24 protein-coding genes and 1 pseudogene are annotated in these 25,603 nt (G+C 72.7%); 6 read left to right on the top strand and 19 right to left on the bottom strand.

Going from position 1 to position 25,603, the window contains the following annotated elements:
* Positions 1–58: 58 nt before the first annotated feature.
* The 6 genes from V3N99_05555 to glmS form a co-directional block, all read right to left on the bottom strand.
* Positions 59–1,120 (bottom strand): ABC transporter ATP-binding protein, encoded by a 1,062-nt coding sequence (locus V3N99_05555; protein MEO3936212.1) that lies wholly within the window; start codon positions 1,118–1,120, stop codon positions 59–61.
* Positions 1,117–2,676, bottom strand: a complete 1,560-nt coding sequence (locus V3N99_05560; GenBank protein MEO3936213.1) for an iron ABC transporter permease — start codon at positions 2,674–2,676, stop codon at positions 1,117–1,119. The genes V3N99_05555 and V3N99_05560 overlap by 4 nt, the downstream gene beginning before the upstream one ends.
* Entirely contained in the window at positions 2,677–3,714 is a 1,038-nt protein-coding gene (locus V3N99_05565) for an iron ABC transporter substrate-binding protein (GenBank protein ID MEO3936214.1), read from the bottom strand. It lies immediately after the preceding gene.
* 97 nt (positions 3,715–3,811) lie between these two features.
* Positions 3,812–5,407, bottom strand: coding sequence for a bifunctional ADP-dependent NAD(P)H-hydrate dehydratase/NAD(P)H-hydrate epimerase (locus V3N99_05570; protein MEO3936215.1), 1,596 nt, complete (start codon positions 5,405–5,407; stop codon positions 3,812–3,814).
* 38 nt (positions 5,408–5,445) lie between these two features.
* The gene (locus tag V3N99_05575; protein ID MEO3936216.1) at positions 5,446–5,796 is read right to left on the bottom strand and encodes a holo-ACP synthase; all 351 of its coding nucleotides are present in this window, start codon (positions 5,794–5,796) and stop codon (positions 5,446–5,448) included.
* 6 nt (positions 5,797–5,802) lie between these two features.
* Positions 5,803–7,680, bottom strand: coding sequence for a glutamine--fructose-6-phosphate transaminase (isomerizing) (gene glmS / locus V3N99_05580; GenBank protein ID MEO3936217.1), 1,878 nt, complete (start codon positions 7,678–7,680; stop codon positions 5,803–5,805).
* 108 nt (positions 7,681–7,788) lie between these two features.
* Here glmS and coaA point away from each other — a divergent pair, with 108 nt between their 5' ends.
* Positions 7,789–8,790 carry a type I pantothenate kinase gene (coaA, locus tag V3N99_05585; protein ID MEO3936218.1) on the top strand — a complete coding sequence of 334 codons (1,002 nt, stop codon included), beginning with the start codon at positions 7,789–7,791 and terminating at the stop codon, positions 8,788–8,790.
* A gap of 64 nt (positions 8,791–8,854) precedes the next feature.
* Here the strand turns inward: coaA and V3N99_05590 are convergent, their stop codons facing one another.
* From V3N99_05590 to V3N99_05615, 6 genes and pseudogenes are all read right to left on the bottom strand, one after another.
* Positions 8,855–9,037: a hypothetical protein gene (locus tag V3N99_05590; GenBank protein MEO3936219.1), complete on the bottom strand. Its 183-nt coding sequence runs from the start codon at positions 9,035–9,037 to the stop codon at positions 8,855–8,857.
* 195 nt (positions 9,038–9,232) lie between these two features.
* Positions 9,233–10,000: a hypothetical protein gene (locus tag V3N99_05595; protein MEO3936220.1), complete on the bottom strand. Its 768-nt coding sequence runs from the start codon at positions 9,998–10,000 to the stop codon at positions 9,233–9,235.
* A 369-nt stretch (positions 10,001–10,369) separates the two neighbouring features.
* Entirely contained in the window at positions 10,370–11,704 is a 1,335-nt protein-coding gene (locus tag V3N99_05600; protein ID MEO3936221.1) for a PhoH family protein, read from the bottom strand.
* Positions 11,705–12,032: 328 nt separating this feature from the next.
* On the bottom strand, positions 12,033–13,901 hold the full coding sequence (locus V3N99_05605; protein MEO3936222.1) for an HNH endonuclease signature motif containing protein: 1,869 nt from the start codon (positions 13,899–13,901) through the stop codon (positions 12,033–12,035).
* 66 nt (positions 13,902–13,967) lie between these two features.
* A pseudogene (locus V3N99_05610) lies at positions 13,968–14,574 on the bottom strand (leucine zipper domain-containing protein).
* 71 nt (positions 14,575–14,645) lie between these two features.
* Entirely contained in the window at positions 14,646–15,407 is a 762-nt protein-coding gene (locus tag V3N99_05615) for an isoprenyl transferase (protein MEO3936223.1), read from the bottom strand.
* Positions 15,408–15,555: 148 nt separating this feature from the next.
* Here V3N99_05615 and V3N99_05620 point away from each other — a divergent pair, with 148 nt between their 5' ends.
* Together V3N99_05620 and V3N99_05625 are read left to right on the top strand one after the other, a co-directional pair.
* Positions 15,556–16,260: a hemolysin III family protein gene (locus V3N99_05620; protein MEO3936224.1), complete on the top strand. Its 705-nt coding sequence runs from the start codon at positions 15,556–15,558 to the stop codon at positions 16,258–16,260.
* A 36-nt stretch (positions 16,261–16,296) separates the two neighbouring features.
* A complete protein-coding gene (locus V3N99_05625) occupies positions 16,297–16,455 on the top strand; it encodes a hypothetical protein (GenBank protein MEO3936225.1) in 159 nt (52 codons plus the stop codon).
* Between the two features lie 29 nt (positions 16,456–16,484).
* Here V3N99_05625 and V3N99_05630 read toward each other — a convergent pair whose 3' ends face one another.
* The 3 genes from V3N99_05630 to mca are packed head-to-tail and all read right to left on the bottom strand — an operon-like array spanning position 16,485 to position 18,545.
* Positions 16,485–17,300 carry a maleylpyruvate isomerase family mycothiol-dependent enzyme gene (locus tag V3N99_05630; protein ID MEO3936226.1) on the bottom strand — a complete coding sequence of 272 codons (816 nt, stop codon included), beginning with the start codon at positions 17,298–17,300 and terminating at the stop codon, positions 16,485–16,487.
* Complete coding sequence (locus tag V3N99_05635; GenBank protein ID MEO3936227.1) at positions 17,266–17,613, bottom strand: hypothetical protein; 348 nt, start codon at positions 17,611–17,613, stop codon at positions 17,266–17,268. The genes V3N99_05630 and V3N99_05635 overlap by 35 nt, the downstream gene beginning before the upstream one ends.
* Positions 17,613–18,545 (bottom strand): mycothiol conjugate amidase Mca, encoded by a 933-nt coding sequence (gene mca / locus V3N99_05640; GenBank protein ID MEO3936228.1) that lies wholly within the window; start codon positions 18,543–18,545, stop codon positions 17,613–17,615. The genes V3N99_05635 and mca overlap by 1 nt, the downstream gene beginning before the upstream one ends.
* 144 nt (positions 18,546–18,689) lie before the next feature.
* Here mca and V3N99_05645 point away from each other — a divergent pair, with 144 nt between their 5' ends.
* The 3 genes from V3N99_05645 (at position 18,690) to greA (ending at position 20,907) form a co-directional block, all read left to right on the top strand.
* The gene (locus tag V3N99_05645; protein ID MEO3936229.1) at positions 18,690–19,100 is read left to right on the top strand and encodes a DUF4307 domain-containing protein; all 411 of its coding nucleotides are present in this window, start codon (positions 18,690–18,692) and stop codon (positions 19,098–19,100) included.
* A gap of 50 nt (positions 19,101–19,150) precedes the next feature.
* Positions 19,151–20,047 carry a 3-hydroxybutyryl-CoA dehydrogenase gene (locus V3N99_05650; GenBank protein ID MEO3936230.1) on the top strand — a complete coding sequence of 299 codons (897 nt, stop codon included), beginning with the start codon at positions 19,151–19,153 and terminating at the stop codon, positions 20,045–20,047.
* 368 nt (positions 20,048–20,415) lie between these two features.
* Positions 20,416–20,907 carry a transcription elongation factor GreA gene (greA, locus tag V3N99_05655; protein MEO3936231.1) on the top strand — a complete coding sequence of 164 codons (492 nt, stop codon included), beginning with the start codon at positions 20,416–20,418 and terminating at the stop codon, positions 20,905–20,907.
* A gap of 18 nt (positions 20,908–20,925) precedes the next feature.
* Here the strand turns inward: greA and ilvA are convergent, their stop codons facing one another.
* Genes ilvA through V3N99_05675 form a run of 4 tightly spaced genes read right to left on the bottom strand, consistent with a single transcriptional unit; the run spans position 20,926 to position 25,488 of the window.
* The gene (gene ilvA, locus V3N99_05660) at positions 20,926–22,152 is read right to left on the bottom strand and encodes a threonine ammonia-lyase (GenBank protein MEO3936232.1); all 1,227 of its coding nucleotides are present in this window, start codon (positions 22,150–22,152) and stop codon (positions 20,926–20,928) included.
* A 10-nt stretch (positions 22,153–22,162) separates the two neighbouring features.
* Positions 22,163–22,930, bottom strand: a complete 768-nt coding sequence (locus V3N99_05665) for a VanZ family protein (GenBank protein ID MEO3936233.1) — start codon at positions 22,928–22,930, stop codon at positions 22,163–22,165.
* The gene (locus V3N99_05670) at positions 22,927–24,267 is read right to left on the bottom strand and encodes a glutamate mutase L (protein ID MEO3936234.1); all 1,341 of its coding nucleotides are present in this window, start codon (positions 24,265–24,267) and stop codon (positions 22,927–22,929) included. Before V3N99_05670 ends, V3N99_05665 begins: the two co-directional genes overlap by 4 nt.
* A gap of 39 nt (positions 24,268–24,306) precedes the next feature.
* Positions 24,307–25,488: a cystathionine gamma-synthase gene (locus tag V3N99_05675; GenBank protein MEO3936235.1), complete on the bottom strand. Its 1,182-nt coding sequence runs from the start codon at positions 25,486–25,488 to the stop codon at positions 24,307–24,309.
* Between the last annotated feature and the right edge of the window lie 115 nt (positions 25,489–25,603).

Genomic DNA, 25,603 nt, shown 5'->3' on the forward strand with positions numbered 1-25,603 from the left:
CGAGCCGCACGGGCCGACGGAAGCGTCCGTTCGGCGGCATCCGACCGGGCCCGAGGGCTCAGACCCCGGGCAGGAGGTGCACGGCATCCGGCACCGCGAGACTCACCGCCGCCCCCGCCGGTGGTGCCCCCACGGAGGCACCGCGCACCGTGACGACCTCACCGCCCTCCAACCTCACCAGCAGCACGTGGTCGTGACCGTGGAAGGTCGACGACACCACCACGGCGCGGCCGACCGGGTCGGCCTGCACGACCACACCCTCGGGCCGCACCACCGCGGTCCCGTATGCCGCGTCGTCGGCTCCCGCGGCCAGCAACAGCGACCCCAGGGTGCACTCGAGCCGGCCGCCGACGACGCGGCCGGTCACGAGGTTGGCTGCGCCGAGGGTGGTCGCGACCCGGGCACTGACCGGTCGCGCGTAGACCTCCTGCGGGGCGCCGTGCTGCGCCACCCGTCCGTCCTGGAGGACGGCGATGCGGTCGGCGAGCGTCATGGCCTCGGCAGGGTCGTGCGTGATGAGCAGGGCCGTCACTCCCCCGGCTCGCAGCGCCGCCGCCGTCGCCGCGCTCGTCTCGCGGCGCGAGTCGGTGTCGAGCGCCGAGAAGGGCTCGTCGAGCAGGATCACCGACGGGCCCGGAGCCAGCGCACGGGCCAGCGCGACCCGCTGCTGCTGGCCGCCCGACAGCTGGTGCGGCATCCGGTCGCGCAGTGAGGGGTCGAGCCCGACCAGCTCGAGCAGCTCGTCGACCCGGGCCGCGTGCCGGTGGGCGCGCGGCTGCAGGCCGGAGGCCGAGAGCCCGAAGGCGATGTTGCCGGCGACGTCGCGGTGGGGGAAGAGGGCCCCCTCCTGGGCGACGTAGCCGATGCGGCGGGCCCGGGGCGGCACCGGGCGGCCGGCACCGGAGACCGTCGTGCCGGCGAGATCCACGGTGCCGGAGTCGGGGACGAGGAAGCCGGCGATCGCACGCAGCAAGGTCGTCTTGCCGCACCCCGAAGGGCCGAGCACCGCTGTCACGTCACCGGTTTCGACGCAGAGGTCGAGTCCCCGCAGCACCGGCTCACCGCCTGGGTAGCGGTGGGTCAGGCCACGCACCTCGATGGCGGGGGTCGGGGAGCTCACGCGGGCACCGTGCCCTCTCCACGGCTCACGAGCCAGGCCGCGGGGGCGGAGACGAGGATGAGCAGGGCGGCATACGGGGCCGCGGCGCCGTACTCGACCGCGCTGCTGTGGCTCCAGAACTGCGTGGCCAGGGTCTGCGTGCCGAGCGGGGAGAGCAGCAGGGTGGCGGTCAGCTCGGTGCCGGCGCCGAGGAAGACGAGCGCCGCCCCGGCCCCGAGGGCGGGCGCGAGCACGGGGACGACGACGCGGGTGAGCACCGCGACCGGCCCCAGCCCCAGCGTGGCGGCGGCCTCCTCGACGCCCCGGGGCAGCTGCAGCAGACCCGTGCGCAGGCTGACGACGGCGCGCGGGAGGAAGAGCACGGCGTACGCGACGACGAGCATGACGGCGCTCTGGTAGAGGGCGGGCACGACCCGCAGCCCGACCGTGACCAGGGCGAGCGCGACGACGATGCCCGGCAGCCCCGTGCCCAGGTAGGTGGTGCGCTCGACGAGGGTGGCGAGCACCCCGCGGCGCCGGACCGACAGCCAGGCGACGGGCAGCGCGAGCACCGTGACGGCGACGGCCGCCGCGAGCCCGAGCCCGAGCGTCGAGACCGTGGTCGAGAGCAGGGCAGGCACCTGCGCGGTGGCCGACGAGCCGTCGAGCCACCACCGCAGCACGCTGCCCACGGGTAGGGCGACCGCGAGCAGGGCGAGCCCGGCCAGGACGAGCACCGCGGGCACCGTCCAGACGCCCAGCGGGGTGCGAGCCGGTGGGCGAGCGGCACCGCCACCCACCGAGGCGTAGGCCGCTCGTCCCTGCAGTCCCAGCTCGCCCGCCAGCAGCACCAGGCAGACCAGCACGAGCACGCTCGCGACCGCGTTGCTCGCGGGCCCGCTGAACGACGAGCGGAACTGGTCGTAGACCGCGGTGCTCAGCGTCGGGAACCGCACGAGGGCGAGGGCTCCGAACTCTGCCACCAGGTGCAGGGCCACGAGCAGGCTGCCCCCCAGCACCGCCGGCCGCAGCTGGGGCAGCGTGACCCGCAGGAACACCGCGGCCGGGGTCAGCCCCAGCGCGGACGCGGCCTGGCCCTGCGCGGGGTCGAGTCCGCGCAGGGCCGCCGCGACGGGCACGTAGACCAGCGGGAAGTAGGAGAGCGTGACGACGACGAGGGCGCCGGAGTAGCCGTCGGCGCCGGGCACGAGCGACGACCACGCATACGCGTTGACGAAGGCCGGGACGGCGAGCGGCGCGACCATCGCGACGTGCGCAGCGCGCCGCAGCGGCAGGTCCGTGCGGGTCACCAGCCAGGCGGCGCCGACCCCCAGCAGGATGCAGAGCAGCACCGAGCCGCCGACGAGGCGGGCCGTGTTGGAGAGCAGCTCGACCGTGCGCGGGCGGAAGACGAGCGCCGACGTCTGGGCCCAGGGGGTGCGCACGGTGTCGACGGTGATCACGACCAGGGGCACGAGCGTGACCATCGCCACCACGGTCGCGAGGAGACCGACGACGGACGGCCCGCCGACCCGGGGTCGGCGGGCCACCCGAGGTGGGGCGGTGGTGGTAGCCACTCAGATCAGGCCGGCCTGCTGCATCATCGTCACGACCGTAGCGCTGTTGAGCGAGGCGGGGTCGACCGTCGGGGCCTGGAGGTCGGTGATCGGCCGCAGGGCCGCGTTGGGGGCGACGCCGCTGGCGATGGCGTACTCCAGCGCGCTGCTCCCGGCGAGGATCTCCTGACCGTCCTTGCTCGTGAGGTAGTCAACGAACCTCTGGGCATCGGCCTGGTGCGTCGAGCTGGCGAGCACGCCGGCGCCGGAGACGCTGAGGAAGGCGCCCGGGTCCTGCTTGCCGACGTAGTACAGCTCGACGTTCTTGCTGTTGGCTCCGGACTCGGCCCGGTCCTTGGCCCAGTAGTAGTGGTAGATCACGCCGGAGGCGACCTCTCCGGCGTCGACAGCCTTCATGATCGCCGTATTCCCCTGGTAGACCTTGGCGTTCGTCTTCAGACCCTGGAGCCAGGTCATCGTGGCCGACTCGCCCTCGATCGACAGGACGGCGCTGACGATGGCCTGGAAGTCGGCTCCACCGGCGGCGATGCCGACGCGACCCTTCCACTGCGGCTGGGCCAGGTCGAGGATCGAGGCGGGCAGGGCCGAGGCCGCCACCTTGCTCGGGTTGTAGGCGAAGACCGTGGCGCGGGCGGCCCAGCCGGTCCAGTCACCGGTCGAGGGACGATAGGCCGCTGGCACGTTGGCGGTGGTCGTGGTCGACACCTTGGCCAAGAGACCGGCCCGGTCGACCAGCGCTATCGCAGGCGAGTTCTCGGTGAGGAAGACGTCGGCCGGCGAGGCCTTGCCCTCCTGCACGATCTGGTTGCCCAGCTCGGCGTCGTCACCGTTGCGCAGCGTCACCGCGACCCCTGTGGCCTTGGTGAAGCCGGCGACCATCTCCTGCACGAGATCCTCGTGCTGCGCGTTGTAGACCACGATCGACCCGGCGGAGCCGGCGCTGGCGGACGAACCGGACCCGGAGGTCGTCGTACCGCAGGCGGTGAGGGTGGTCGCGAGGACGGCGGCGAGCGCGACCGTCCGGGCCGGGAGACGCATGGAGGATCCTTCGACTGAGGTGAGGTGACCTGATGAGGTAAGCCTTACCTAACTCCACCCGAAATGCAAACCCCGGTGCGGAACGCGAGGGGGCGGGTCAGGGTCTGAGCAGGAGGGCGCGGACGGCGGGGCCGACCTGCTGCGCCACGTCGCGGACGCGCAGCGGCCCACCCGCACTGGCGCGGTCGGCGGCCACGCCGTGGACCAGCGCGCCGAGGCTGCCGGCGTCGCGGGGGCTCAGGCCGGCGGCGAGCAGGGTGCCGCAGAGGCCGCCGAGCACGTCGCCGGCGCCCGCGGTGGCGACCCAGGCCGGGGCGTCGTGCTGCGAGCGCACCGGCACGTCGGGGTCGGGGTCGACCACGAGGGTCGTCGACCCCTTGAGCAGCACGGTGGCGCCGGTGCGCCCGGCCGCGGCCCGCGCGTGCGCGAGCGGCGCCCGCATCACCTGCTCCCGCGTCACCCCCCCGTCCCGTATGCCGTCACGCGCGGTGCCGTCGTCGTCCACCGACACCCCGAGCCGGGTGAGCAGGCGGGCGAGCTCGCCCGCGTGGGGCGTGAGCAGGGTCGGCGCATCGCGCCGGTCGACCAGGTCGAGCGCGCCAGCGTCGACGAGCACGGGCAGGTCGCTGGCCAGCGCCTCGAGCGCCCGGTCGCGCTGCTGACGCGCGTCATCCGTCTCGTCGCCGTCGTCAGCGACCTCGAAGCCCGACCCGATCACCCAGGCCTGCACCCGACCGGGGGCGGTGACGACCTCGGGGGCGGCCTGGTGCACGAGCCACTGCACGTCGCGCGGGCCGAGGTAGCGGATCATGCCGGGGCCGGCGCCGAGAGCACCCAGCACGCTGAGCACGGCCGCGCCGGGGTAGGCGAGCGACCCGGCCACGATGCCGACGACGCCGCGGGAGTATTTGTCGCTGCTCGCACCCGGCACCGGCCACAGGCGGTGCACGTCCGCGAAGGTCAGCCGCTCGACGACCGGGCGCACCCCGCTGCTGCGGAGCGCGCCGTCGAGACCGATGTCGACGACCGTCAGCCGCCCGACGGCGGGCTCGCTCGCCGGCAGCAGGTGGCAGGGCTTGACCAGCGAGAAGGTCACGGTCTCGTCGGCCACGACCTGGGCCGCGAGGTCGTCCGGCAGGACCTCCCCCGCCGGGTCGACCCCTGAGGGGAGGTCGACCGCCACCACCCAGGCCGGCGCCGGTATGGCGTCGACGAGGGCGCGGGCGGGTGCGCGCAGCCCGGCCCGACCCCCGATACCGAGCAGGCCGTCGACCACCACGGCAGCCTCGGCGAGCAGGTCGCGCCAGGCGACGTCTTCGGGCTCGCCTTCCGGCTCGTCTCGGGGCTCGTCCTGGGTCTCGTCACCGCTGACGACCACGACCCCGACCTCGCGCGCCAGGTCGAGCGCCTCGTCGTCGGCGCGGCCCGAGGTGATGGCGGCGACGCAGACCCCGGCCCGGGCCAGGAGCAGGGTGGCGTAGAGCGCGTCCCCCCCGTTGTCTCCGGGGCCGACCAGTGCGACCACCGACCCACCTGCTTCACCCGGGCCCCCCTCGGGGTCGTCGTCGAGCCGGGCCAGCACGACCTCGGCCAGACCGCGGGCGGCGCGCTGCATCAGCTCACCCTCCGGCAGCTCGGCGCGGGCGAGATCCTCGACCGCCCGCACGTCCGGCACGGCATACGCCTCGATCATCGACGATCCCCTTCGGTTGTACGGGTGGTATAGGTGGGTCAGGACTCCGCGACGACGACCGCCGACGCGATACCGGCATCGTGCGACAGTGACAGGTGGAAGTGCGCGACGCCGAGCTGCTGCGCCCTGGCTGCCACTGAGCCCCGCACGAGCAGGGAGGGCTTGCCGTCGGCGTCCTTCTCGACCTCGGCGTCCAGCCACGACAGGCCGGCCGGCGCGCCGAGCGACTTGGCCAGCGCCTCCTTGGCCGCGAAGCGGGCGGCCAGCGAGGCCAGCCCGAGCGAGCGCTCGTCCGGGGTGAAGAGCCGCTCTCGCAGCGCCGGGGTGCGCGCCAGCGTGGCGCCGAAGCGCTCGATGTCGACGACGTCGATGCCGAGCCCGACGATCACCCGCACCTACTCAACGGTCACCGACTTGGCGAGGTTGCGTGGCTGGTCGACGTCGAGGCCCTTGGCCGTCGCCAGCTCGCAGGCGAAGACCTGCAGGGGCACGACGGTGAGCAGCGGCGCGAGCAGGGTCGGCACCGCGGGCACCCGGATGATCTCGTCGGCAAAGGGCACGACCTCCTCGTCACCCTCCTCGGCGATGACGATCGTGCGCGCACCCCGGGCTCGGATCTCCTGGATGTTGGAGACCACCTTGCCGTGCAGCCCGTGCTCCGTGGCCGGCGACGGCACGATGACGAACACCGGCACACCCGGCTCGATCAGCGCGATCGGGCCGTGCTTGAGCTCGCCGGCGGCGAAGCCCTCGGCGTGGATGTAGGCCAGCTCCTTGAGCTTGAGCGCGCCCTCGAGGGCGACGGGGTAGCCGACGTGGCGGCCGAGGAAGAGCACGGCGCGGCTGTCGGCCATGAAGCGGGCCACCTCACGCACCCGGTCCATCGAGTCGAGCACCGCGCGGATCTTGCCCGGCACCTCGTGGAGCTCCTTCATCACCGCCTGCGCCTCATCGGCATACGTGCCGCCGCGCAGCTGCGCGAGGTAGAGCCCGAGGATGTAGACCGCGGTGATCTGAGCCAGGAAGGCCTTGGTCGACGCGACCGCGATCTCGGGCCCGGCGTGGGTGTAGAGCACCGCGTCGGACTCGCGCGGGATGGTCGAGCCGTGGGTGTTGCAGATCGCGATGGTCAGGGCCCCGAGCGAGCTCGCGTGCTTGACCGCCATCAGGGTGTCCATGGTCTCGCCCGACTGCGAGATCGACACGACGAGCGTGCGCTCGTTCACCACCGGGTCGCGGTAGCGGAACTCGTGGGCCAGCTCGACCTCGCACGGGATGCGGGTCCAGTGCTCGATGGCGTACTTCGCGACCATGCCGGCGTAGGACGCCGTGCCACAGGCCACGACGACGATCTTGTCGATGGCGCGCAGGGCGTCCTCGCTGATCCGCAGCTCGTCGAGCACCAGGGCGCCGGAGGCGTCGGTGCGCCCCAGCAGCGTGTCGGCCACGGCCTGCGGCTGGTCGTGGATCTCCTTGTCCATGAAGCTGGCGTATCCGCCCTTCTCGGCGGCCTCGGCGTCCCAGTCGACGTAGAACCGGCGGCCCTGCGCCGGCTCTCCGTCGAAGTCGACGACTGACACCGAGTCGGCGGTGATCGTCACCACCTGGTCCTGCCCGAGCTCCATCGCCTCACGGGTGTAGCCGATGAAGGCGGCGACGTCGGAGCCGAGGAAGTTCTCCCCCTCGCCCAGACCGACCACGAGCGGGCTGTTACGGCGGGCGCCGACGACGACCCCCGGCGCGTCGGCGTGCACGACCAGCAGGGTGAACGCGCCGTCGAGCCGCGACACCGTCTCGAGCATCGCGGCCGTCAGGTCACCGGTGCGGGTGAATGACGCCGCCATCAGGTGGGCGACGACCTCGGTGTCGGTCTCGGAGCGGAACTCCACGCCCTCGGCGAGCAGCTCGAGCTTGAGGGAGTGGAAGTTCTCGATGATGCCGTTGTGGATCAGGGCCAGGCGACCGTCGGGACCGCCGACGTGCGGGTGGGCGTTGCGGTCGGTGGGGCCACCGTGGGTGGCCCAGCGCGTGTGCCCGATGGCGGTCGTCGCCGGCGCGAGCGGGGCCGCCGCGAGCAGGTCGACGAGGTTGACCAGCTTGCCGGCCTTCTTGGCCACGGCCACGGGGGGCGCGCTGCCGTCCGCGGTGGTCCCCACCAGGGCCACTCCCGCCGAGTCGTAGCCGCGGTACTCCAGGCGGGCCAGGCCCTCCATCACGACCTCCAGCGCCCGACCGTCGAGGGTCCGGCCGACGTACCCCACGATTCCGCACATGGCCACCAGCCTAGGCGCAGGCACCGGCTGCGCCCGGTATGCCGGTTATCCCGGCTCGCCGCCCGCGGCTCGCGGAAGATCGGGTCCGTTCGGGGTCGATGGGACACAATGTGGCGGGTGACGCAGTCGACGGCCCTCAGGCGGGCAGCAGCCGAGCGGGCCGCCGAGAAGGCGAGCCTCCCGTCGCCGTACGTCGAGCTCGACCGCGCAGCGTGGTCGCGCCTGAGGGAGAACCACCCCCTCAGCCTCACCGCGCAGGACGTGGCCCGCCTCCGGGGGCTCGGCGACCGCATCGACCTGCGTGAGGTCGAGGAGGTCTACCTGCCCCTGTCGCGACTGCTCAACTACTACGTCGCCGCCACTGGGCAGCTGCACCGCATCACCAGCAACTTCCTCGGCGAGCGCCCGCCGCGCACCCCCTTCGTCATCGGGGTCGCGGGATCCGTCGCGGTCGGCAAGTCGACGACCGCGCGCATCCTGCGCGAGCTGCTGTCGCGCTGGCCCGGCACCCCCCGCGTCGAGCTGGTCACGACCGACGGCTTCCTCTTCCCCAATGCGATCCTCGAGCGGCGAGGGCTGCTCTCGCGCAAGGGTTTTCCCGAGTCCTACGACCGGCGGGCGCTGCTGCGATTCGTGGCCGAGGTCAAGGCGGGCAAGGCCGAGGTCAGCGCTCCGGTCTACTCGCACCTCGTCTACGACATCGTTCCGGGTGAGCGGGTGGTCGTGCGCCAGCCGGACGTGCTGATCGTCGAGGGCCTCACCGTGCTCCAGGGCCCGGTCGTGCGCGCCGACCGCGGCACCGGCATGGCGGTGAGCGACTTCTTCGACTTCTCGGTCTACGTCGACGCGCGGGCCGAGGACGTGCAGAGGTGGTACGTCGAGCGCTTCCTGTCCCTGCGAGAGACCGCCTTCGCCGACCCCGACTCCTACTTCCACCGCTACGCCGTGCTCGACGACGAGCAGGCGGTCGCGACGGCCGAGCGGATCTGGCGCGAGATCAACGGTCCCAACCTCGTCGAGAACATCGTCCCGACCCGGTCGCGGGCCTCCCTGGTCCTGACCAAGGGCACCAACCACACCGTGCGGCACGTGCGCCTGCGCAAGCTCTGAGGCCCGTACGGCGCAGACCCAAGGGCCTGCGCCGTACCGCACCTCGCTGACGTGGCGTCAGCCGTCAGACCAGGACCTTGCCGCAGGCCACGTAGGGGGTCAGGCTGGTCGAGATGGTGGTCGAGCTGTTCTCGTAGGCCCTCCACCCTGAGGACGAGGGGCCGCTGGAGTTGAGGTGGACCAGGACCGAGCCCGAGCTCGACAGGGCGCCGCCGCCGAAGGGCAGGGTGCCCGTGGGGCAGGCCACGGTCACGAGGGTCTCGGTACCGGCGGGGTCGACGAAGGGGGCGGAGGCGACCTGGCTGTAGGTCTTGACCAGGGGCGGGCGAGCGTCGACTGCTCACGAGACATGAGGAGCTCCGATCACGAGGACGAGGTCGGCAACCTGCGGCTGCGGACAGTCAGGAGCCTCGTGCGCTCCGCCAGATTCGTGCGGGGGCGGTCAGTACCAGTGCGGTGAGCGGCTCTGCCACTGCGAGAGCGCGTTGCAGGGGGTGCCGTAGCTGCTCTTGACGTACTGCATGCCCCAGGTGATCTGGGTGACCGGGTTGGTGCGGTAGTCGGCACCCACGGACGCCATCTTCGAGGCCGGGAGCGACTGCGGGATGCCATAGGCGCCGGAGGACGAGTTGCTCGCCCGGAAGTTCCAGCCGCTCTCACCGATCCACAGCTGCTCGAGGCAGCTCCACTGGCTCGTGCTCCACCCGTAGTCGGCCAGCATGAGCCGGGCGACCGACTTCGGGTCCTTCTGCGCGTTGGCCACGATGGCCTGACGCTGCGCGGCACGGGCTGCCCGATCGGCCTGAGCCCGGCGCTCGGCCGCGAGGCGGGCGGCGGACGCGACCGCGGCGGCCTTCGCCTTCTGCGCGGCCGCTGCCGCGTCGGCATTGCGCTGCTGGGCGATCACGGAGGCGTTCAGTGCCGCCGAGGACGCCGAGGCGCGCAGGTTGGCGTCCTCCTCCAGCTGGGCGTTGTTGGCCGCGGTGGCCTGCCCGATCGCCGCGGCGGGGAGGCTGAGGATCTGCGCCGAGTTCGCGACGTCGCCGGCCTTGGCGTAGCCCGCGGCGGAGGCCCCCACGAGCGCCATCATCGCGCCCGCGGTGAGCAGCGGGCGGCGCACGACCTTGGCCGGCAGCCGGTGCCTCGCAGAGATGAGGGGTGCCCGATGACGACCCGGGGTGCGGTGTCGTCCTGCGTAGGCGTTCGCCACGTGTGCCTGCTCCTGGGGTTCGGGTCGCTCCCCAAGGGCTCGGGGGCGTGAAGAAGTCGTCGGTCAGCCGTCGACCCCCGTCGGGCGGCGTTATCAAACCGAGATGTTGGGAAGACTCTGACATGGACAGAGGCACCGGATCAAATCCGTGCGCCGACCAGAGAGTCACGAACCGAGCCAGTGCGAGCCCCACTGGCCCCCATCCCGACAGACACGACCCGTTCCGGTGCCCCGGTTGCTGCTCTGAGGCGGCCCGGGATGGGAGCCGGTACGTGGTGGTGGGGTGCATCGTCGCGAACGCCGGGCACCCCACCGAGTGCGTGGCGCACGGGAGCGGGCCGGACACCCCGCGGTCTCAGGCAGCTGTGGTCACAGCTCGAGCCCCTCGAGCAGGTCGGTGACCAGGGCCGCGATGGGGCTGCGCTCGCTGCGGTTGAGGGTGACGTGGGCGAAGAGCGGGTGCCCCTTCAGGGCCTCGATGACGGCTGCGACCCCGTCGTGCCGCCCCACGCGCAGGTTGTCGCGCTGGGCGACGTCGTGGGTCATGACCACCTTGGAGTTCTGCCCGATGCGCGAGAGCACGGTCAGCAGCACGTTGCGCTCGAGCGACTGGGCCTCGTCGACGATCACGAAGGCGTCGTGCAGCGACCGGCCGCGGATGTGCGTCAGGGGCAGCACCTCGAGCATGCCGCGGTCCATGATCTCCTCGACCACCTCGGTCGAGACCAGCGCACCGAGGGTGTCGAAGACGGCCTGGCCCCAGGGCCCCATCTTCTCGGCCTCGGAACCAGGCAGGTAGCCGAGCTCCTGGCCGCCCACGGCATACAGGGGGCGGAAGACGATGACCTTGCGGTGCTGGCGGCGCTCCATGACGGCCTCGATGCCGGCGCAGAGGGCCAGCGCCGACTTGCCGGTGCCGGCGCGCCCCCCGAGGCTGATGATGCCCACGTCGGGGTCGAGCAGCAGGTCGAGGGCGATCCGCTGCTCGGCGCTGCGCCCGTGCAGGCCGAAGGCGTCGCGGTCGCCGCGCACCAGCCGCACCTGCTTGTCGGCGCCGACCCGGCCCAGGCCGCTTCCCCGCGGCGAGAGCAGGACGAGGCCGGTGTGGCAGGGCAGCTCGGCCGCCGAGGGGTGCTCCATCCGGCCGTGCTCGTAGAGGGAGTCCATCTGGTCGACGGTGACGTCGAGCTCGGACATGCCCGTCCAGCCGGAGTCGACGGCGAGCTCGGCGCGATACTCCTCGGCCGCGAGGCCGACCGCTGACGCCTTGACCCGCATCGGCAGGTCCTTGCTGACGACCGTCACGTCGAATCCCTCGTCGGCGAGGTTCTTGGCCACCGCGAGGATGCGGGTGTCGTTGTCGCCGAGGCGGAAGCCGGCCGGGAGCGCCAGGGGGTCGGTGTGGTTGAGCTCGACGCGCAGGGTGCCGCCGTCGTCACCGACGGCGACCGGCCGGTCGAGCCGACCCTCGCTCACCCGCAGGTCGTCGAGCAGGCGCAGCGCCTGACGGGCGAAGTAGCCCAGCTCGGGGTGGTGGCGCTTGGCCTCCAGCTCGGTGACCACCACCACGGGCAGCACCACCTCGTGCTCCTTGAAGCGGAGCATCGCCCGCGGGTCGGAGAGCAGGACCGAGGTGTCGAGCACGAACGTCTTGGATGGGGCGCGGGTGCTGGTCGAGGGTGACGAGCTGCGGGTCGAGGCCATGACGACTCCCTGAGGGCGCGCACGCGAGCGGATCGTGGCTACTCGCGGGTGAGGTGCCGGGACCGGGCTCCCACGAGGTGCAGGGGCCGGGTCCGGCCCTCCACCCAGAGCTGACATCGCTCCATGCAGGGCCTCCCGAACGCCGGACGGGTGCCCTGCGTCTTCACGACCGTACGACGTCGAGAGCGCTCCGGAGGCACTATTCGCCACCCGTGCAGCCCGTGTCGGCGAGAGTTCACCTGCCTGAAACGTCCGCGCCCCCCGGAGGGTGACGACGGCGACCGGGCGCGGTGGGTCGGCGGGCGGTGGGTCGGCGGGCGGAACGTCGTCACGCGGCGATGTCCTGGGTGGTGCGGGGGTGGGTGGTGTAGGTGCGGCCGTGGGGGGTGGTCCAGGTGCAGGTGGCGTCGGGGGTCATGGTCAGGGTCCAGCCGGCGTGGTGTTTGAAGGTGTGGTGCTTGCGGCAGAGGCAGGCGAGGTTGGTGACAGCGGTGGGGCCGACGGGGAACGCGATGACGTGGTCGAGGTCGGTGCGGGCGGCGTCGGTGGTGCAGCCGGGGAAGCGGCAGTGGCCGTCGCGGGAGCGCACGGCCCGGGCGAGCGCTGCTCCCGGGCGGTAGATGGTGGGGTCGTGTCCGCGGAGGGTGCCGGAGGCCACATCGCAGGCGGCCAGGCGGATGCGGGTGTCGGGGTCAGCGAGCCAGGTCGTGACGGCTGCGTTGAGGATGATCCCGACGCGGTGATGGCGGACGCCGATCACGCAGGTGGCCACGCCTATTGATGGGTAGCTAGCGACAGCGGCGGGGCCGGTGCCGCCCGTGACAGCGGCGGTGTCGGTGGTGGCTGGGAAGAGCGGGGGGCGGGCCAGCGGGGCCCAGTCGGCGGGGCCGAAGAGCAGTTCATCGAGGGGATCGCTGAAGACGTCCCCGAGCGGATCGGGCCGGTCGAGCTCGTCGGGCTGATCGAGCTCGTCCAGCTCGGTACCCCACACGTGGGCTGTGTTCTGGGCGTCATCGTGCGCGCAGTCGGGTCGTCGGTCGCGGGGGGTGATGCTCTCGGTGGTGATCGCGACGCCGTTCGCGACGATGAGGTGCAGGTGACGTTCGTAGACGGTGTCCTTTGGTGGGGGTGGAGCGCAGATGGAGCAGGTCGCGTCGGGGTCGTCGTCGGCGGGGCAGCTCGGCGCGGGGCGGCCGCCGGGGCGGATCGTGACCCTCGTGATCGCACCCAGCTCAGGTGTTGCGCCAACCACCTGCGCGGCGCTCCCCTCGGCGTCGCTCCCCTCAGCATCGGCAGCGTCTGCCGGGGTGGTGGGGGGGTAGGGGACCAGCAGCTCGATCTGGGTGCGGATGGTGGCTTGGGCCAGGATCAGGTCGGCCATGGCGTCGGCGCGGGCTTGCCCGATGAGCATCCCGGGGGTCGCGGCGGCGTACTGCGACGCGAGGGCGTCGACCGCGGCCCAGGCTTTGAAGGAGGTGTCCGACGGGAGGACCGCCGACCAGGACGAGACGCCGGGGTCGGTCCCGGGCCGGACCCGCACGTGCCTGCCGTCCAGGGCGGCCTGGGCGCGGGTGGCAGCGGCGTCGGGATCGATCCGTGCCGCAGCGGCTGCGGCACGGCGGTGGACCGATCCGGGGGTCAGGTCGGTCAGCGGAGACCGGACCCGCCCCCCGACGTGGAGAACCTCGCGGTCGAACGCGTCACGTCGTTCGGGGGTGACGAGAGAGCCCTCGGCGGCGACCGCGGTGGCCCGGTGGAGGTCGAGGCGGCCGGCGCGGACCAGCGCGAAGGTCCCCGGCAGGTCGTTGACCAGGACCCGGACCTGCTCCAGGTGCCTACCGGTCATACGAGGCGTCAGGTGCAGCACTGGCGCGAGCGTTGCTTCCGCAACGTCAGCGGCTTGGGCAGCGGCCTGTGCGGCACCGAGGGCAGAGACCTTCTCTCCCCGCTGACGTTGCTCCTCGCGTCGACGGGTTATTTCCTCCTGGGTGCGGCGGGCAACCGCTTCCGCCGCGAGCGCAGAGACCGCCGAGAGTGCTGCGGACGCGGCTGTCACGACCTCGAGCACGGCGACGGCGTCCGACAGGTCCAGGCCCAGCGCGCCCACGTCGTCCAGCTCCTCGAGGTCAGCCACGAGGGCGAGGGGTGACACGGATCCCTCCGTCACCCCGTCCGCGGCCACTCTCCAGTAGAACATGTGTTCGATTATAGGCGCCTCGAGCGCTGGATTCAAGGAACGATCCAGGCTGTGGAAACGAGTGATCTAGCTGTTGAGCCCACGGAGGTTGGGTACGCTCGGCTGGTGAGGCGCCCTTGAGTGCGGTGTGGCCGCGGTGGTGATGTCGGTGTCTAGGAACTGCGGGAAAGCGGTGACACGCTCGGCCTCGGAGCGGTAGGGCCGGGCGTAGGCGCATTCCTGCTCGAGGGTCCGGTTGAACCGTTCGACCTTGCCGTTGGTCTGGGGCCGGTAGGGTCGCGGGGTCGGTCCACGACAACGGCGGGACTCCGTAGCGGGTTAACACCTTGTGGGCGGTGGCCGCGTTCAGCCGTAGCCGGTACGCGATCCGCGCGGGCCCCCAGCGCCGGAAGACCCGCACCCCAGTGATCCGGCGGGCCAGCCGGCGGGCCAGTTGGCGGAGGCTGTAGGTCGGGCGGCTGGAGCGGTCCTGCATCCCGGCCCGGCCGTCGAGGCGGTAGCAGGTGGCCCACCGTTGGTCCGCGGTGACCGAGACCGCGAACCGGTCCGCGGCCCGCCGTAGCGGCCAGCCGTCGTCGACGACGCTGCGGGCGAGGCGTAGCCGTCCGGTCGGGGCCAGCGAGGCGTGAGCGGTGGGACATGAGGACCTCCGTGGTGTGGTTGTTGCCGTCAGACAGCTCCAACACGGAGGTCCTGTTCATGTCCAGCAGGCTCGTCCGTCACCAACGTCCGTGGTTAGTACACCTAGCGCCCGAAGCGGCGCTCGCGGTCGGCGTACGAGCGCAGCGCGCGCAGGAAGTCGACGTGCCGGAAGTCGGGCCAGTAGGCCTCGCAGAAGTAGAACTCCGACTTGGCGCTCTGCCACAGCAAGAAGCCCCCCAGCCGCTGCTCGCCCGAGGTGCGGATGACGAGGTCGGGGTCGGGCTGGCCCCTGGTGTAGAGGTGGGCCTCGATCTGCCCGACGCTGACCTGCTCGGCCACCTGCTCGAGCGAGCTGCCCTGCGCCGCCGACTCCAGCAGCATGCTGCGCACCGCATCAGCGATCTCGCGACGCCCGCCGTAGCCGACCGCGACGTTGACGTGCAGGCCGTCGACGTCACGGGTGGCCTCGGCCGAGGCCTTGAGGCTCTGGGCGGTCTCGGCGGGCAGCAGGTCGAGCGCGCCGATGGGGTGCAGCCGCCACCGGCCGGTGTCGGCGAGGTCGGCGACCGCGGTCTCGATGATCCGCAGCAGGGGCACGATCTCGGCGCTGGGGCGGTCAAGGTTGTCGGTCGACAGCAGCCAGAGCGTCACGACCTCGACCCCCGCGCCCTCGCACCAGTCGAGCAGGTCCTTGATCTTGTCGGCCCCGGCCTGGTGGCCGTCGTGGGTCTCGAAACCGTTGGCGCGGGCCCACCTGCGGTTGCCGTCGAGCATGACCCCGACGTGTCGAGGCACGCTCGTGCGGTCCAGTCGTCGCACCAGGCGGCGCTCGTAGGCGCCGTAGACCAGGTCGGTCAGACCCACGGACCCCTCCTCGACGACGGTCGGCTCATACCGAAGCCGAGGCTACCCCCCGGTTGACCCCGACGACCCGGACCGGGCCGTTCCGCTCCCGACGAATCCAGAACCTACGCTTCCGTAACTTACGGTTGCGTAGGTTATAGTGGTCCGTATGGAGACCTCGCCCAGCACCCCCGACACCGGCACCGTCAGCGACCTCGTCGCCGCGGTCAAGCCGAAGCTGCGCGGCTGGTTCCACGCGGGCACGGCCCCGCTGGCGCTGGCGGCCGGCATCGTGCTGATCTGCCTCGCCCCCGCCGGGCGGGCGAAGGTCGGCGCGGTCGTCTTCACCGTCACCGCGGTGCTCCTCTTCGCGACCTCGGCGGTCTACCACCGGGGCACCTGGTCGGCCCGGGTCCAAGTCATCCTCAAGCGGATGGACCACTCCAACATCTTCCTCATCATCGCCGGCTCCTACACGCCCTTCGCCCTGGCGCTGCTGCCGTGGGAGCAGGCCCGCACCCTGCTGCTGATCGTGTGGGCCGGAGCCATCGGTGGCGTGCTCTTCCGGGTCTTCTGGGTCGGCGCCCCGCGCTGGCTCTACACCCCGATCTACGTGGCGCTCGGATGGGTCGCGGTCTTCTACTTCGGCCCGCTGCTGCAGTTCGGTGGCCCGGTGGTCATGACCCTGCTCACCGTCGGCGGTCTGCTCTACACGCTGGGCGCCGTCGTCTACGGCACCAAGCACCCCAACCCGTTCCCCCGCTGGTTCGGCTTCCACGAGATCTTCCACGCCTTCACCGTGGCGGCCTTCGTGGTCCACTACATCGCGGCGTCGCTCGCGCTCTACGGCGTCGGCGCCTCCCCCGTCAGCTGATCGGGCTGACCGGGCTGACCGGGGGCCAACCGTGGCATGGTCCCAGGCTCGAAGGTCGTCACCGGCCTGAACAGCGGTGACCCCACGCCCGGCAGGACGCGCTACGACACCGCCGACACCTCGCGCGACGGCGCCATGAACCCGGACACGAACACCCCGGTCGACACGGCCACCAACGTCCAGGTCAGGCCGTAGAGGGTGTGAACCCGGGGCGGCGACCCGGGTCAGAACCCGGGGAAGACCGCCCGGAGCGCGTCGAGGTCGACCGGCCCGATGACCCCGATGCCGGCCGGGGTGTGAGCGGCGTCGAGCCGCCCGGTCAGCAGCCGGAGGAACGCCTCAGCCGGGATGGTCAGCACGCCGTCGGGAGCCTCGGGCACCACGCCCAGGGTCACCCCACCCGGCGCGATCTCGAGGCCCAGCTCACCCTCGGGGTCGACGAGGGAGACGGCCAGCGAGACCGCGGGCCCGGCGTGACGCTCGCCCTTCCCGAGCCAGCCGACCATCATCGGGAGCAGGCTCTCGAGCAGCAGCGGCACGGCGTCCTGCTGCACCTGCGCCTCGGGGTCGCGGGCGACGCGCAGGTCCCACGAGTGGAGGGCCAGCTCGTTGAGCCGGAAGCAGGCTGCGGTCGCCAGGTCGACCGGCGCGGGCAGGAAGCCCAGGTCGACGCGCAGCGTCCGCCTGGTGTCGGGGTCGATCGCGGCATAGCGGCTCTGCAGGGTGGCGTTCGCCTCGACGAACCCGTCGCGCTGCTCCTCGGGCTCCATGGCGTTCCACTCGTCCCAGACCGGCTGGTTGCCGGCGAACCCGGCGTAGGCCTCGCCGGTGAGCGCGGCCTCGAGCCCGGCCAGCGCGATCACCGCACCACTGCCGAGGTGGCTGAGCACCGCGGCGCTCGACCACTCGCCCGGGCGGGTGTGCGCCCGCAGCTGCTGCGCCGTCAGGCCCTCCGCGACGGGCACCAGCTCGTCGGCGCCGGCCGCGAGGGCATCGATGACGGCGTCAGCGGTCGAGGACTGCGGAGGGCTCGTGCTCATCGTCATCGCCTCGTGGGCTCGGTGGTCGGTGGGGTGATCGGCCCGGGACGGGCTCGCTCCCGGGCCCGGGCTCGGGCGAGTCGCCGGAGCCGGTGGTCGAGCCTGCCGCACCGCCGACCGCCGGCGTCTCGCCGCGCAGCTCGGCGTCCCGCTCCTGGAGACGGGTCACCCGCTCCCGCTCGACGTAGGCCATCCGACGCATCCGGCCGTTCATGTTGCGCATGAGCAGCCAGAGCAGGAGGGCGAGGGCGAAGAACGCGACGAAGGCCCCGAGGCCGGGACCGATGTCGGTGCTCGGGGTGCCGCCGCCCATCAGGCGTCGACCCTCTCCACCGGCTCGACCGAGGTGCGGCCGTCGTAGGCGACGTCGAGGCCGCCGCGGGCGCCGAGCGCGTCGGCCTCGTGTGCTGCCCCGAGCCCGAGGAAGAGGTCGTCCTCACCGTCGGTGAACGGCACGAAGGAGAGGGCCAGCTCGTAGTCCTCGGTCGGCCAGATCCGGCGCTGCAGGTCGAGCGGCACCTTGAACCAGTTGCCGTCGGGGTCGACCTGGGTGGCGTGGGCCAGCAGGGCCCGGTCGCGCACATCGAAGAACTCGGCGCACTCGACTCGGGTCGTGACCCGGCGGTCGGGGCGCTTCCAGTCCTTGAGCCAGTCGGCGTAGGGCGACTCGAGGCCCGCCTCGAGCATCGCGTGGTGGAACGTCTCGACGCGCGAGCGCGTGAAGGTGTGGTTGTAGTAGACCTTCAGCGGCTGCCACGGCTCACCCGCCTGCGGGTAGGCCGTCGGGTCGGCGGCCGCGGCGACCGCGGCCATGGAGACCACGTGGCAGTTGATGTGGTCAGGGTGGGGATAGCCGCCGACCTCGTCGTAGGTGGTCAGGACGTGCGGGCGGAAGGCGCGGATGACGCGCACGAGCGCCTCGGTCGTGACCTCGATCGGCTCGAGGGCGAAGCACCCGTCAGGCAGCGATGGCAGCGGGTCGCCCTCGGGCAGGCCGGAGTCGACGAACCCCAGCCAGGTGTGCTCGACACCCAGCACGGCCTGGGCGGCCGCCATCTCGTCGCGGCGCACCTGGGCGAGGTCGCGCAGGATGTGCACGTCCTCCTTGAGGCGCGGGTTGAGGATGTCGCCCCGCTCGCCGCCGGTGCAGGAGACGACGTGCACCCGCGCGCCCTGCGCGGCGTACTTCGCCATGGTCGCCGCGCCCTTGCTCGACTCGTCGTCGGGATGGGCGTGGACGGCCATCAGCCGCCACCCGTCCGCGCTGATCCCGTCGCTCGATGCTGCGCGTGCTCGGCCCGTCTCCAGACCGTCTTCCGGACCACCCGGCATACCTGATCCCGCTCCCGGCTCTGTGCGTGTGTCGCTGGCGTTCTACCGTGGACCATCATGTCACCGACACTGCCGCCCGCGGGCACCCGCACCTCCGGAGAGCCCACCCCCCGCCCCGGCCGACCGAGCCGGTGGTGGGGCGTCATCGGTGGCGCCGTCGCCGTGCTCGTCGCCGGCGTGATCATCTGGTGGACCGCCGCCGACTCACCCGACCGGATCACCGCGACCACGGTCGGCTACAAGGTCGACAGCGACCGCCAGGTCTCGGTCAGCTTCGACGTGACGCGGCCCCCGACGCAGCCGGTCACCTGCACGGTCACCGCGCAGGACGGGACCTTCGCCGCCGTCGGCAGCGCCCAGCTGGTCATCCCCACCGGTGGTGAGCGCACCACCCACCACGAGATCACCGTGCGCACGGCGTCGCGCGCCGTGACGGGCAACGTCACCGACTGCGTCCGCACGCGCTGACCTGACCGGGCCGACCTGAGCTCACCACCCCTCCCACCGCAAGGACCCTCATGAGCACCCGTCCCCCCCTCTCGACAGCCACCGGCGACGGCGAGACCGCCCCGATGTCGGTCGGCGTCGTCGGCTGCGGCCTCATGGGAGCCGGCATCGCCGAGGTCTGCGCCCGCGCCGGTCACGGCGTCGTCGTGGTCGAGTCCGACGAGGGCCGGGCCCGCGACGGTCGAGCCCGGATAGAGCGCTCGCTGCGCCGCGCCCAGGAGCGCGGCAAGCTGGCCGACGCCGAGCCGGTGCTCGAGCGGCTCCGGGTGGTCACCGACCTCGAGGCCCTCGCCGACCGCGAGCTCGTCATCGAGGCCATCGTCGAGGACGAGGACGCCAAGACGACCCTCTTCCGCCGCCTCGACGGGATCGTGACCGCGCCCGATGCGATCCTGGCCTCCAACACCTCGTCGATCCCGGTGATGAAGCTCGCCGTCGTGACCGGCCGGCCCAGCCAGGTGCTCGGCATCCACTTCTTCAACCCCGTGCCCGTGCTGGCCCTCGTCGAGCTCGTCCCGAGCCTGCTCACCGCGCCCGAGACGACCGCGCGGGCCCGCGCCTTCGTCGAGGGCAGCCTCGGCAAGCAGGCGATCGACTGCCAGGACCGGGCCGGCTTCGTGGTCAATGCCCTGCTGATCCCCTTCATCCTCAGTGCGATTCGCATGATGGAGTCGGGATTCGCGACCGCCGAGGACATCGACCAGGGTCTCGTGCTCGGCGCCGCCCACCCACAGGGCCCGCTCGCGCTGGCCGACCTCATCGGGCTCGACACCACGCAGGCCGTGGCCCAGTCGCTCTACGAGGAGTTCAAGGAGCCGCTGTATGCCGCGCCTCCCCTGCTCAACCGGATGGTCGACGCCGGCTTGCTGGGGCGCAAGACCGGGCGTGCCTTCTACTCCTACTCGTAACGCCCACAAAGGAGGGGACTAGGGCACTTGTACTACGGAGGACAATACGTACATACTAGGAACCACGATGGTTGAGCGGGCCGTGGGGGTTCGTTCGCCGGGGTAGGTCAGGCCGCCGTGGGGGCGGCCGATCAGCCCGCACCGTCGGGGTCCGGCCCGCACGACAGGGGCCGGACCCCGACCGTCGCGGCAGCGCAGGCCGCACTCCCGGGGCACGCCCGGGCACTCCGCGTACGGGGAGTCGGTACACTGGCACAGCGACACCACGCGGGTCCGGACCGTCTCGGTCCGGACCTTTTGCTGAGGGTGCGCCACCACCCGGCCCAGCGGCCTCCCGCGCAGGCCGACCCGATCAAGGAGCACCGCTCATGACTGACACCGCGACGAACTACCTCACCCAGGACGCGTTCGAGCGCCTGCAGGCCGAGCTGGCCCAGCTCTCCGGCGAGGGTCGCTCCGAGATCGCCAAGCGCATCGAGGCGGCGCGCGAGGAGGGTGACCTGAAGGAGAACGGCGGCTACCACGCGGCCAAGGAGGAGCAGGGCAAGATGGAAGCCCGCATCCGCCAGCTGACGCAGCTGCTCGAGAAGGCCACCGTCGGCGAGGCTCCGGCCACCCCCAAGGGCGTCGTCGGCCCCGGCATGCTCGTGACCGTCGAGATGTTCGGTGACAAGGAGACCTTCCTGCTCGGTCACCGCGAGATCAAGCAGGAGGGCAGCGACCTCGAGGTCTTCTCGGAGCAGTCGCCCCTCGGCAAGGCCATCAACGGCACCAAGGTCGGCACGACGTCGAAGTACCTCACGCCGGCCGGCAAGACGATCGAGGTCACCGTGCTCAACGTCGAGCGCTACCAGGGCTGAGCGGTCACCGGTGCGCCATCACCGGAACATCAGCCGGTAGCCGTCGGTGCGCAGGGCCCGCAGCAGCTCCTCACGGTGCTCGGGGCCCTTGGTCTCGCACTCGACCGCGATCTCCACCTCGTCGTAGCTCAACCCCGCCTCCGACCGGCCGTGGCGCACCTCGACGACGTTGGCGTCGGCCGCGGCGAGGTCGGCGAGCAGCCGAGCCAGCGTGCCGGGGCGGTCGGGCACCTGCACGGCGAAGGACAGATAGCGCCCGGCAGCCACCATCCCGTGCCGGATGATGCGCAGCAGCAGCAGCGGGTCGATGTTGCCTCCCGAGAGCACGGCCACGACGGGCCCCTCGAGCCGTCGGCCCGACGGCTCCAGCAGGGCGGCGACCGACGCCGCACCGGCCGGCTCGACGACCATCTTGGCCCGCTCCAGCAGGAAGAGCAGGGCGCGCGAGAGTGCCGACTCGTCGACGGTCTCGACGCTGTCGACGAGCTCGGCCACCATGGCGAAGGGGACCGCGCCGGGCAGGCCGACCGCGATGCCGTCGGCCATGGTCGCCATCCGCTCGAGGGCCACCGGGCGCCCGGCCCGCAACGACATCGGGTAGGCCGCAGCCATCTCCGCCTGCACGCCGATGACCCGCACCTCGGGGCGCAGCGCCCGCACAGCGGTGGCGATACCGGCGAGCAGGCCACCGCCCCCGGTGGACACGACGACGGTGCGCACCTCGGGGCACTGCTCGAGGATCTCGAGACCGCACGTGCCCTGGCCGGCGACGATGTCGGGATGGTCGAAGGGGTGGACCAGCACGGCGCCGGTCTGGGCAGACCAGGCGGCGGCCTCGACGAGGCACTCGTCGACCGTCGTGCCGACCTGCTCGACCGTGGCGCCATAGGCCCTCGTGGCGACGAGCTTGGGCATGGGCGCACCGACCGGCATGTAGACCTTGGCCTGGATGCCGAGCAGCTGGGCGGCGAGGGCGACCCCCTGCGCGTGGTTGCCGGCCGAGGCGGCGACAACGCCGGCCGCCTTCTCCTGCGGGGAGAGCCGGGCCATGCGGGTGTAGGCACCGCGGATCTTGAACGAGCCGGCCCGCTGGAGGTTCTCGCACTTCAGCCAGACCTCTTGGCCGACCCGCTCGCTGAGGGCCCGGGAGTACTCCAGCGGGGTCGGGCGCACGACGCCGTCGAGGATGTCGCGGGCGGCGAGGATGTCGTCCGCGGTGACGGGCAGCTGAGGGCCTGTGGGCATGACGAGAAGGCTACTCAGCCGGTGGGGGCGACGTCGCCGCGACGGGCCCGCTCCGAGCCGCGCGGGGCAGTGACAGCAGCAGCCCGGAGGCCAGCAGGCCCCCGAGGACGCCTCCGGCGGTGTTGCTCATGACGTCGATGGGCGCGCAGACGCGGGTCGTCAGGACGGCCTGGTAGGTCTCGATCGACACCGACACGGCCAGGGGCAGCAGCACGACGAGCAGCCGCCCGCGCCGGGTGGACAGGGGCGCCTCGCCGCGACCGGCCAGGGCGAGGACGAGACCCAGGCCGAGAGGTATGAACAGCGCGATGTTGGGCACGAACTCGGCGCTGACCTGGCTGCGGGCCACCTTGTTGAGGCCGGGCGGCAGCCAGCGGCCGGGGTCGGTCACGCAGGTGCGCAGGGAGTCCACGGCGTCGGCGCGCAGGGCGGGCGGCCCGCTGCCCGACGGCAGGGTCGTCACCCCGACCAGCAGCACGCACCCGGCGAACCACAGCGTCATCGGCCACGTGAACCCCCGCCCGCGGAGCACCACTGCGAGTGCGACGGCGAGCGCGACGGTCGCGAGCACCATCACGCCGTCGACGGCGGCGAAGCGCAGCAGGTAGCGGCTGCCGCCGCCGGCGATGGCGAAGAACGAGCCGACCAGGGCGACGGGCGCCAGGCCGAGGGCGCTGCGCGGCCAGGTCGCCGGTGCCCGCTCACGCAGGAGCAGCGCCAGCAGCAGGCAGATGGCCGTGACGGCCGAGACGGACCCGACCTCGTCGAGGGTGGTCATGCACCAACCCCCATCGAGGCCCCGAGTCTGCGTGCGAGCGCGAGTGCCGCGTCCGGCTGCTCGCGCGCGAGCAACCCGACGACGAAGAGCCCGTAGGCCGCATCGACCGCCGTGCGCGCAGCCACCGGCACGCGCCACCCGCCGCCGTGGTCGGTCGTGACCGCCTCGAGCACCCCGGCTGCACCGCCCGCGGGGGCATGACGCAGCACCCCGCCCGAGCCGATGACGAGACCGACGTCGGCGAGCGGGCGGGGCCCCTCGCCCGGGGCCTGCGGGCGGGCGTGACGACGCACGCCGACGGTCGCCGCGAGCCGGGCGATCTCGAGGTCGAGGGTCTGCTCGTGGGCGTCGACCGGCAGGTGGTCGGGCCGCTCGGCGAGGGACGCGGCATACGGGACGAGGCCCGAGCTGGTGGGCAGGTGCTCGCGGGCGGCGGCCTCCACGACGCCGTCGGCGTTCCAGCGCATGCCCAGGTCGGCCTCGACGGTGCGGGCGTGCCAGAGGCGCCCGACGACCTCCTTGCGCAGGCTGGCGTCCTCGCCCTCGGGGGTGAGGCAGGAGTAGACGTCGGTCGTGGCGCCTCCCACGTCGACGAGCAGCACGTCGGTGCCGGTGGCGGCGCTCAGCACCTCGGCGCCCGCGAGCACTGCGTCGGGGGTGGCGGCCCGCACCATCGTCGCGAAGGCCCTGTCTCGCGACAGACCCTTGCCGCCGATGACGTGCTCGAGGAAGACGGCGCGGATCGCGGTGCGCGCCGGCTCGGGGTCGATGACGCCGATCTGCGGGACGACGTTGTCGGTGACGACGTGACGTCGGCCCGTGGCGGCGAGGAGGCCGGCGGCCTGACTGCCTGCCTCGCGGTTGCCGGCGACGACGACCGGCGCGGTGAGCCGGGCCGCCGCGAGGCGAGCGGCGTTGTGCAGCAACACATCCGCGTTGCCTCCGTCGGTGCCGCCCACCAGGAGCACGAGGTCGGGTCGCGCCGCGCGCAGGTCACGCACCCCCTGCCCGTCGAGCTCGCCGGCGGCCACGTGCACGACCCGGGCGCCAGCGCTCAGGCCGACCCGGCGACCGGCCTCGGCGGTCACGCTGCGCTCGTAGCCGACGACCGCGAGCCGCAGGCCGCCGCCGGCGCTGGAGCAGGCGAGAGCCGGTGTGTCGTCAGCGGCGCCGACCGCCGCGCGGGCCGCCTGCACGCCGACCATCACGTCGGGCCGCAGGGTGGTGGGCACCGCGGCCGTCGCGACGATCCGGGCCTCACCGAGGTCGACCAGCGCCGCCTTGGTCCACGTCGAGCCGACGTCGACGCAGAGCAGTCGGGAAGGGACGGTGGGCACCGGGGGGGTCACGTCGGTCGGCCGCCGGGGTCGACTCGCTCAGCCGCGGACGGCGAGGGCGACGTCGAGGTCGGCCAGCAGGTCGGCCTCGTCCTCGATACCGACCGAGAGCCGGATGAGCCCGCGCGGCACCTCGAGCGCGGTGCCCTCGACCGACGCGTGGGTCATGCGGAAGGGGTGCTCGATCAGCGACTCCACCCCACCCAGCGACTCACCGAGGGTGAAGACCGTCGTCGCTCCGCACGCGGCGACGGCGGCGTCCTCGCCACCCTTGAGCAGCACCGAGACCATGCCACCGAAGCGCTTCATCTGGCGGGCCGCGACGGCGTGGCCGGGGTGGTCGGGCAGGCCGGGGTAGAGCACCTTCTCGACGGCGGGGTGCGACTGCAGGTAGGCGACGACGGCCTCGGCGTTGTCGCAGTGGCGCTCCATGCGGACGGCGAGGGTCTTGAGCCCCCGGAGCACGAGCCACGAGTCGAAGGGCCCGGCCACGCCGCCGATCGCGTTCTGGTGGAAGGCGATGCGGTCGGCGGCGTCCTTCAGCTCAGCCACCGGGACGTCGTGGCGCACGACGACGGCACCGCCGACGACGTCGCTGTGACCGCCGAGGTACTTCGTCGTCGACGAGGTGACGATGTCGGCGCCGAGGGCGAGAGGGTTCTGCAGGTAGGGGGTGGCGAAGGTGTTGTCGACGACCAGCAGCGCATCGGCGGCGTGGGCGACCTCGGCGAGGGCGGCGATGTCGGAGACCCCGAGCAGCGGGTTGCTGGGCGTCTCGACCCACACGAGCCGGGTGCGGCCGGGCTCGATCGCGGCGCGCACGGCGTCGACGTCGGCCGTGGGGGCGACCGTGTGCGCGATGCCCTGCGGGCCGGCCACGCGCGCCACCTGCCGGTAGGTACCGCCGTAGGCGTCGTTGGGCATGACGAGGTGGTCGCCCGGGGTGAGCAGCGCCCGGATGAGGGTGTCCTGCCCGGCCAGGCCGCTGGCGAAGGCGAAGCCACGCTCACCGCCCTCGAGGGCCGCGAGGCACTCCTCGAGCGCGGTGCGGGTGGGGTTGGCCGAGCGGGAGTACTCGTAGCCGCCGCGGAAGCCGCCGACGCCGTCCTGCTTGTAGGTCGAGACCTGGTAGATGGGGGTGACGACGGCACCGGTGCCCGCATCGGGATCCTGACCGGCGTGGATCGCGCGGGTGGAGAAGCCGGGGGTGGGGGTCGTCATACGGGTCAGGCTATCCGCCCGCCAGGGGCGTCGGCTGGGCCGCACCTGTCCACAGGCCGAGGCATCGCCCGGCACCCACGGGTTCGGGGTGGTGGTGGTCTGGTCGACACCCCCC

The sequence above is a fragment of the Dermatophilaceae bacterium Soc4.6 genome, from assembly GCA_039889245.1.
In the GTDB taxonomy this organism is placed as follows: domain Bacteria; phylum Actinomycetota; class Actinomycetes; order Actinomycetales; family Dermatophilaceae; genus Lapillicoccus.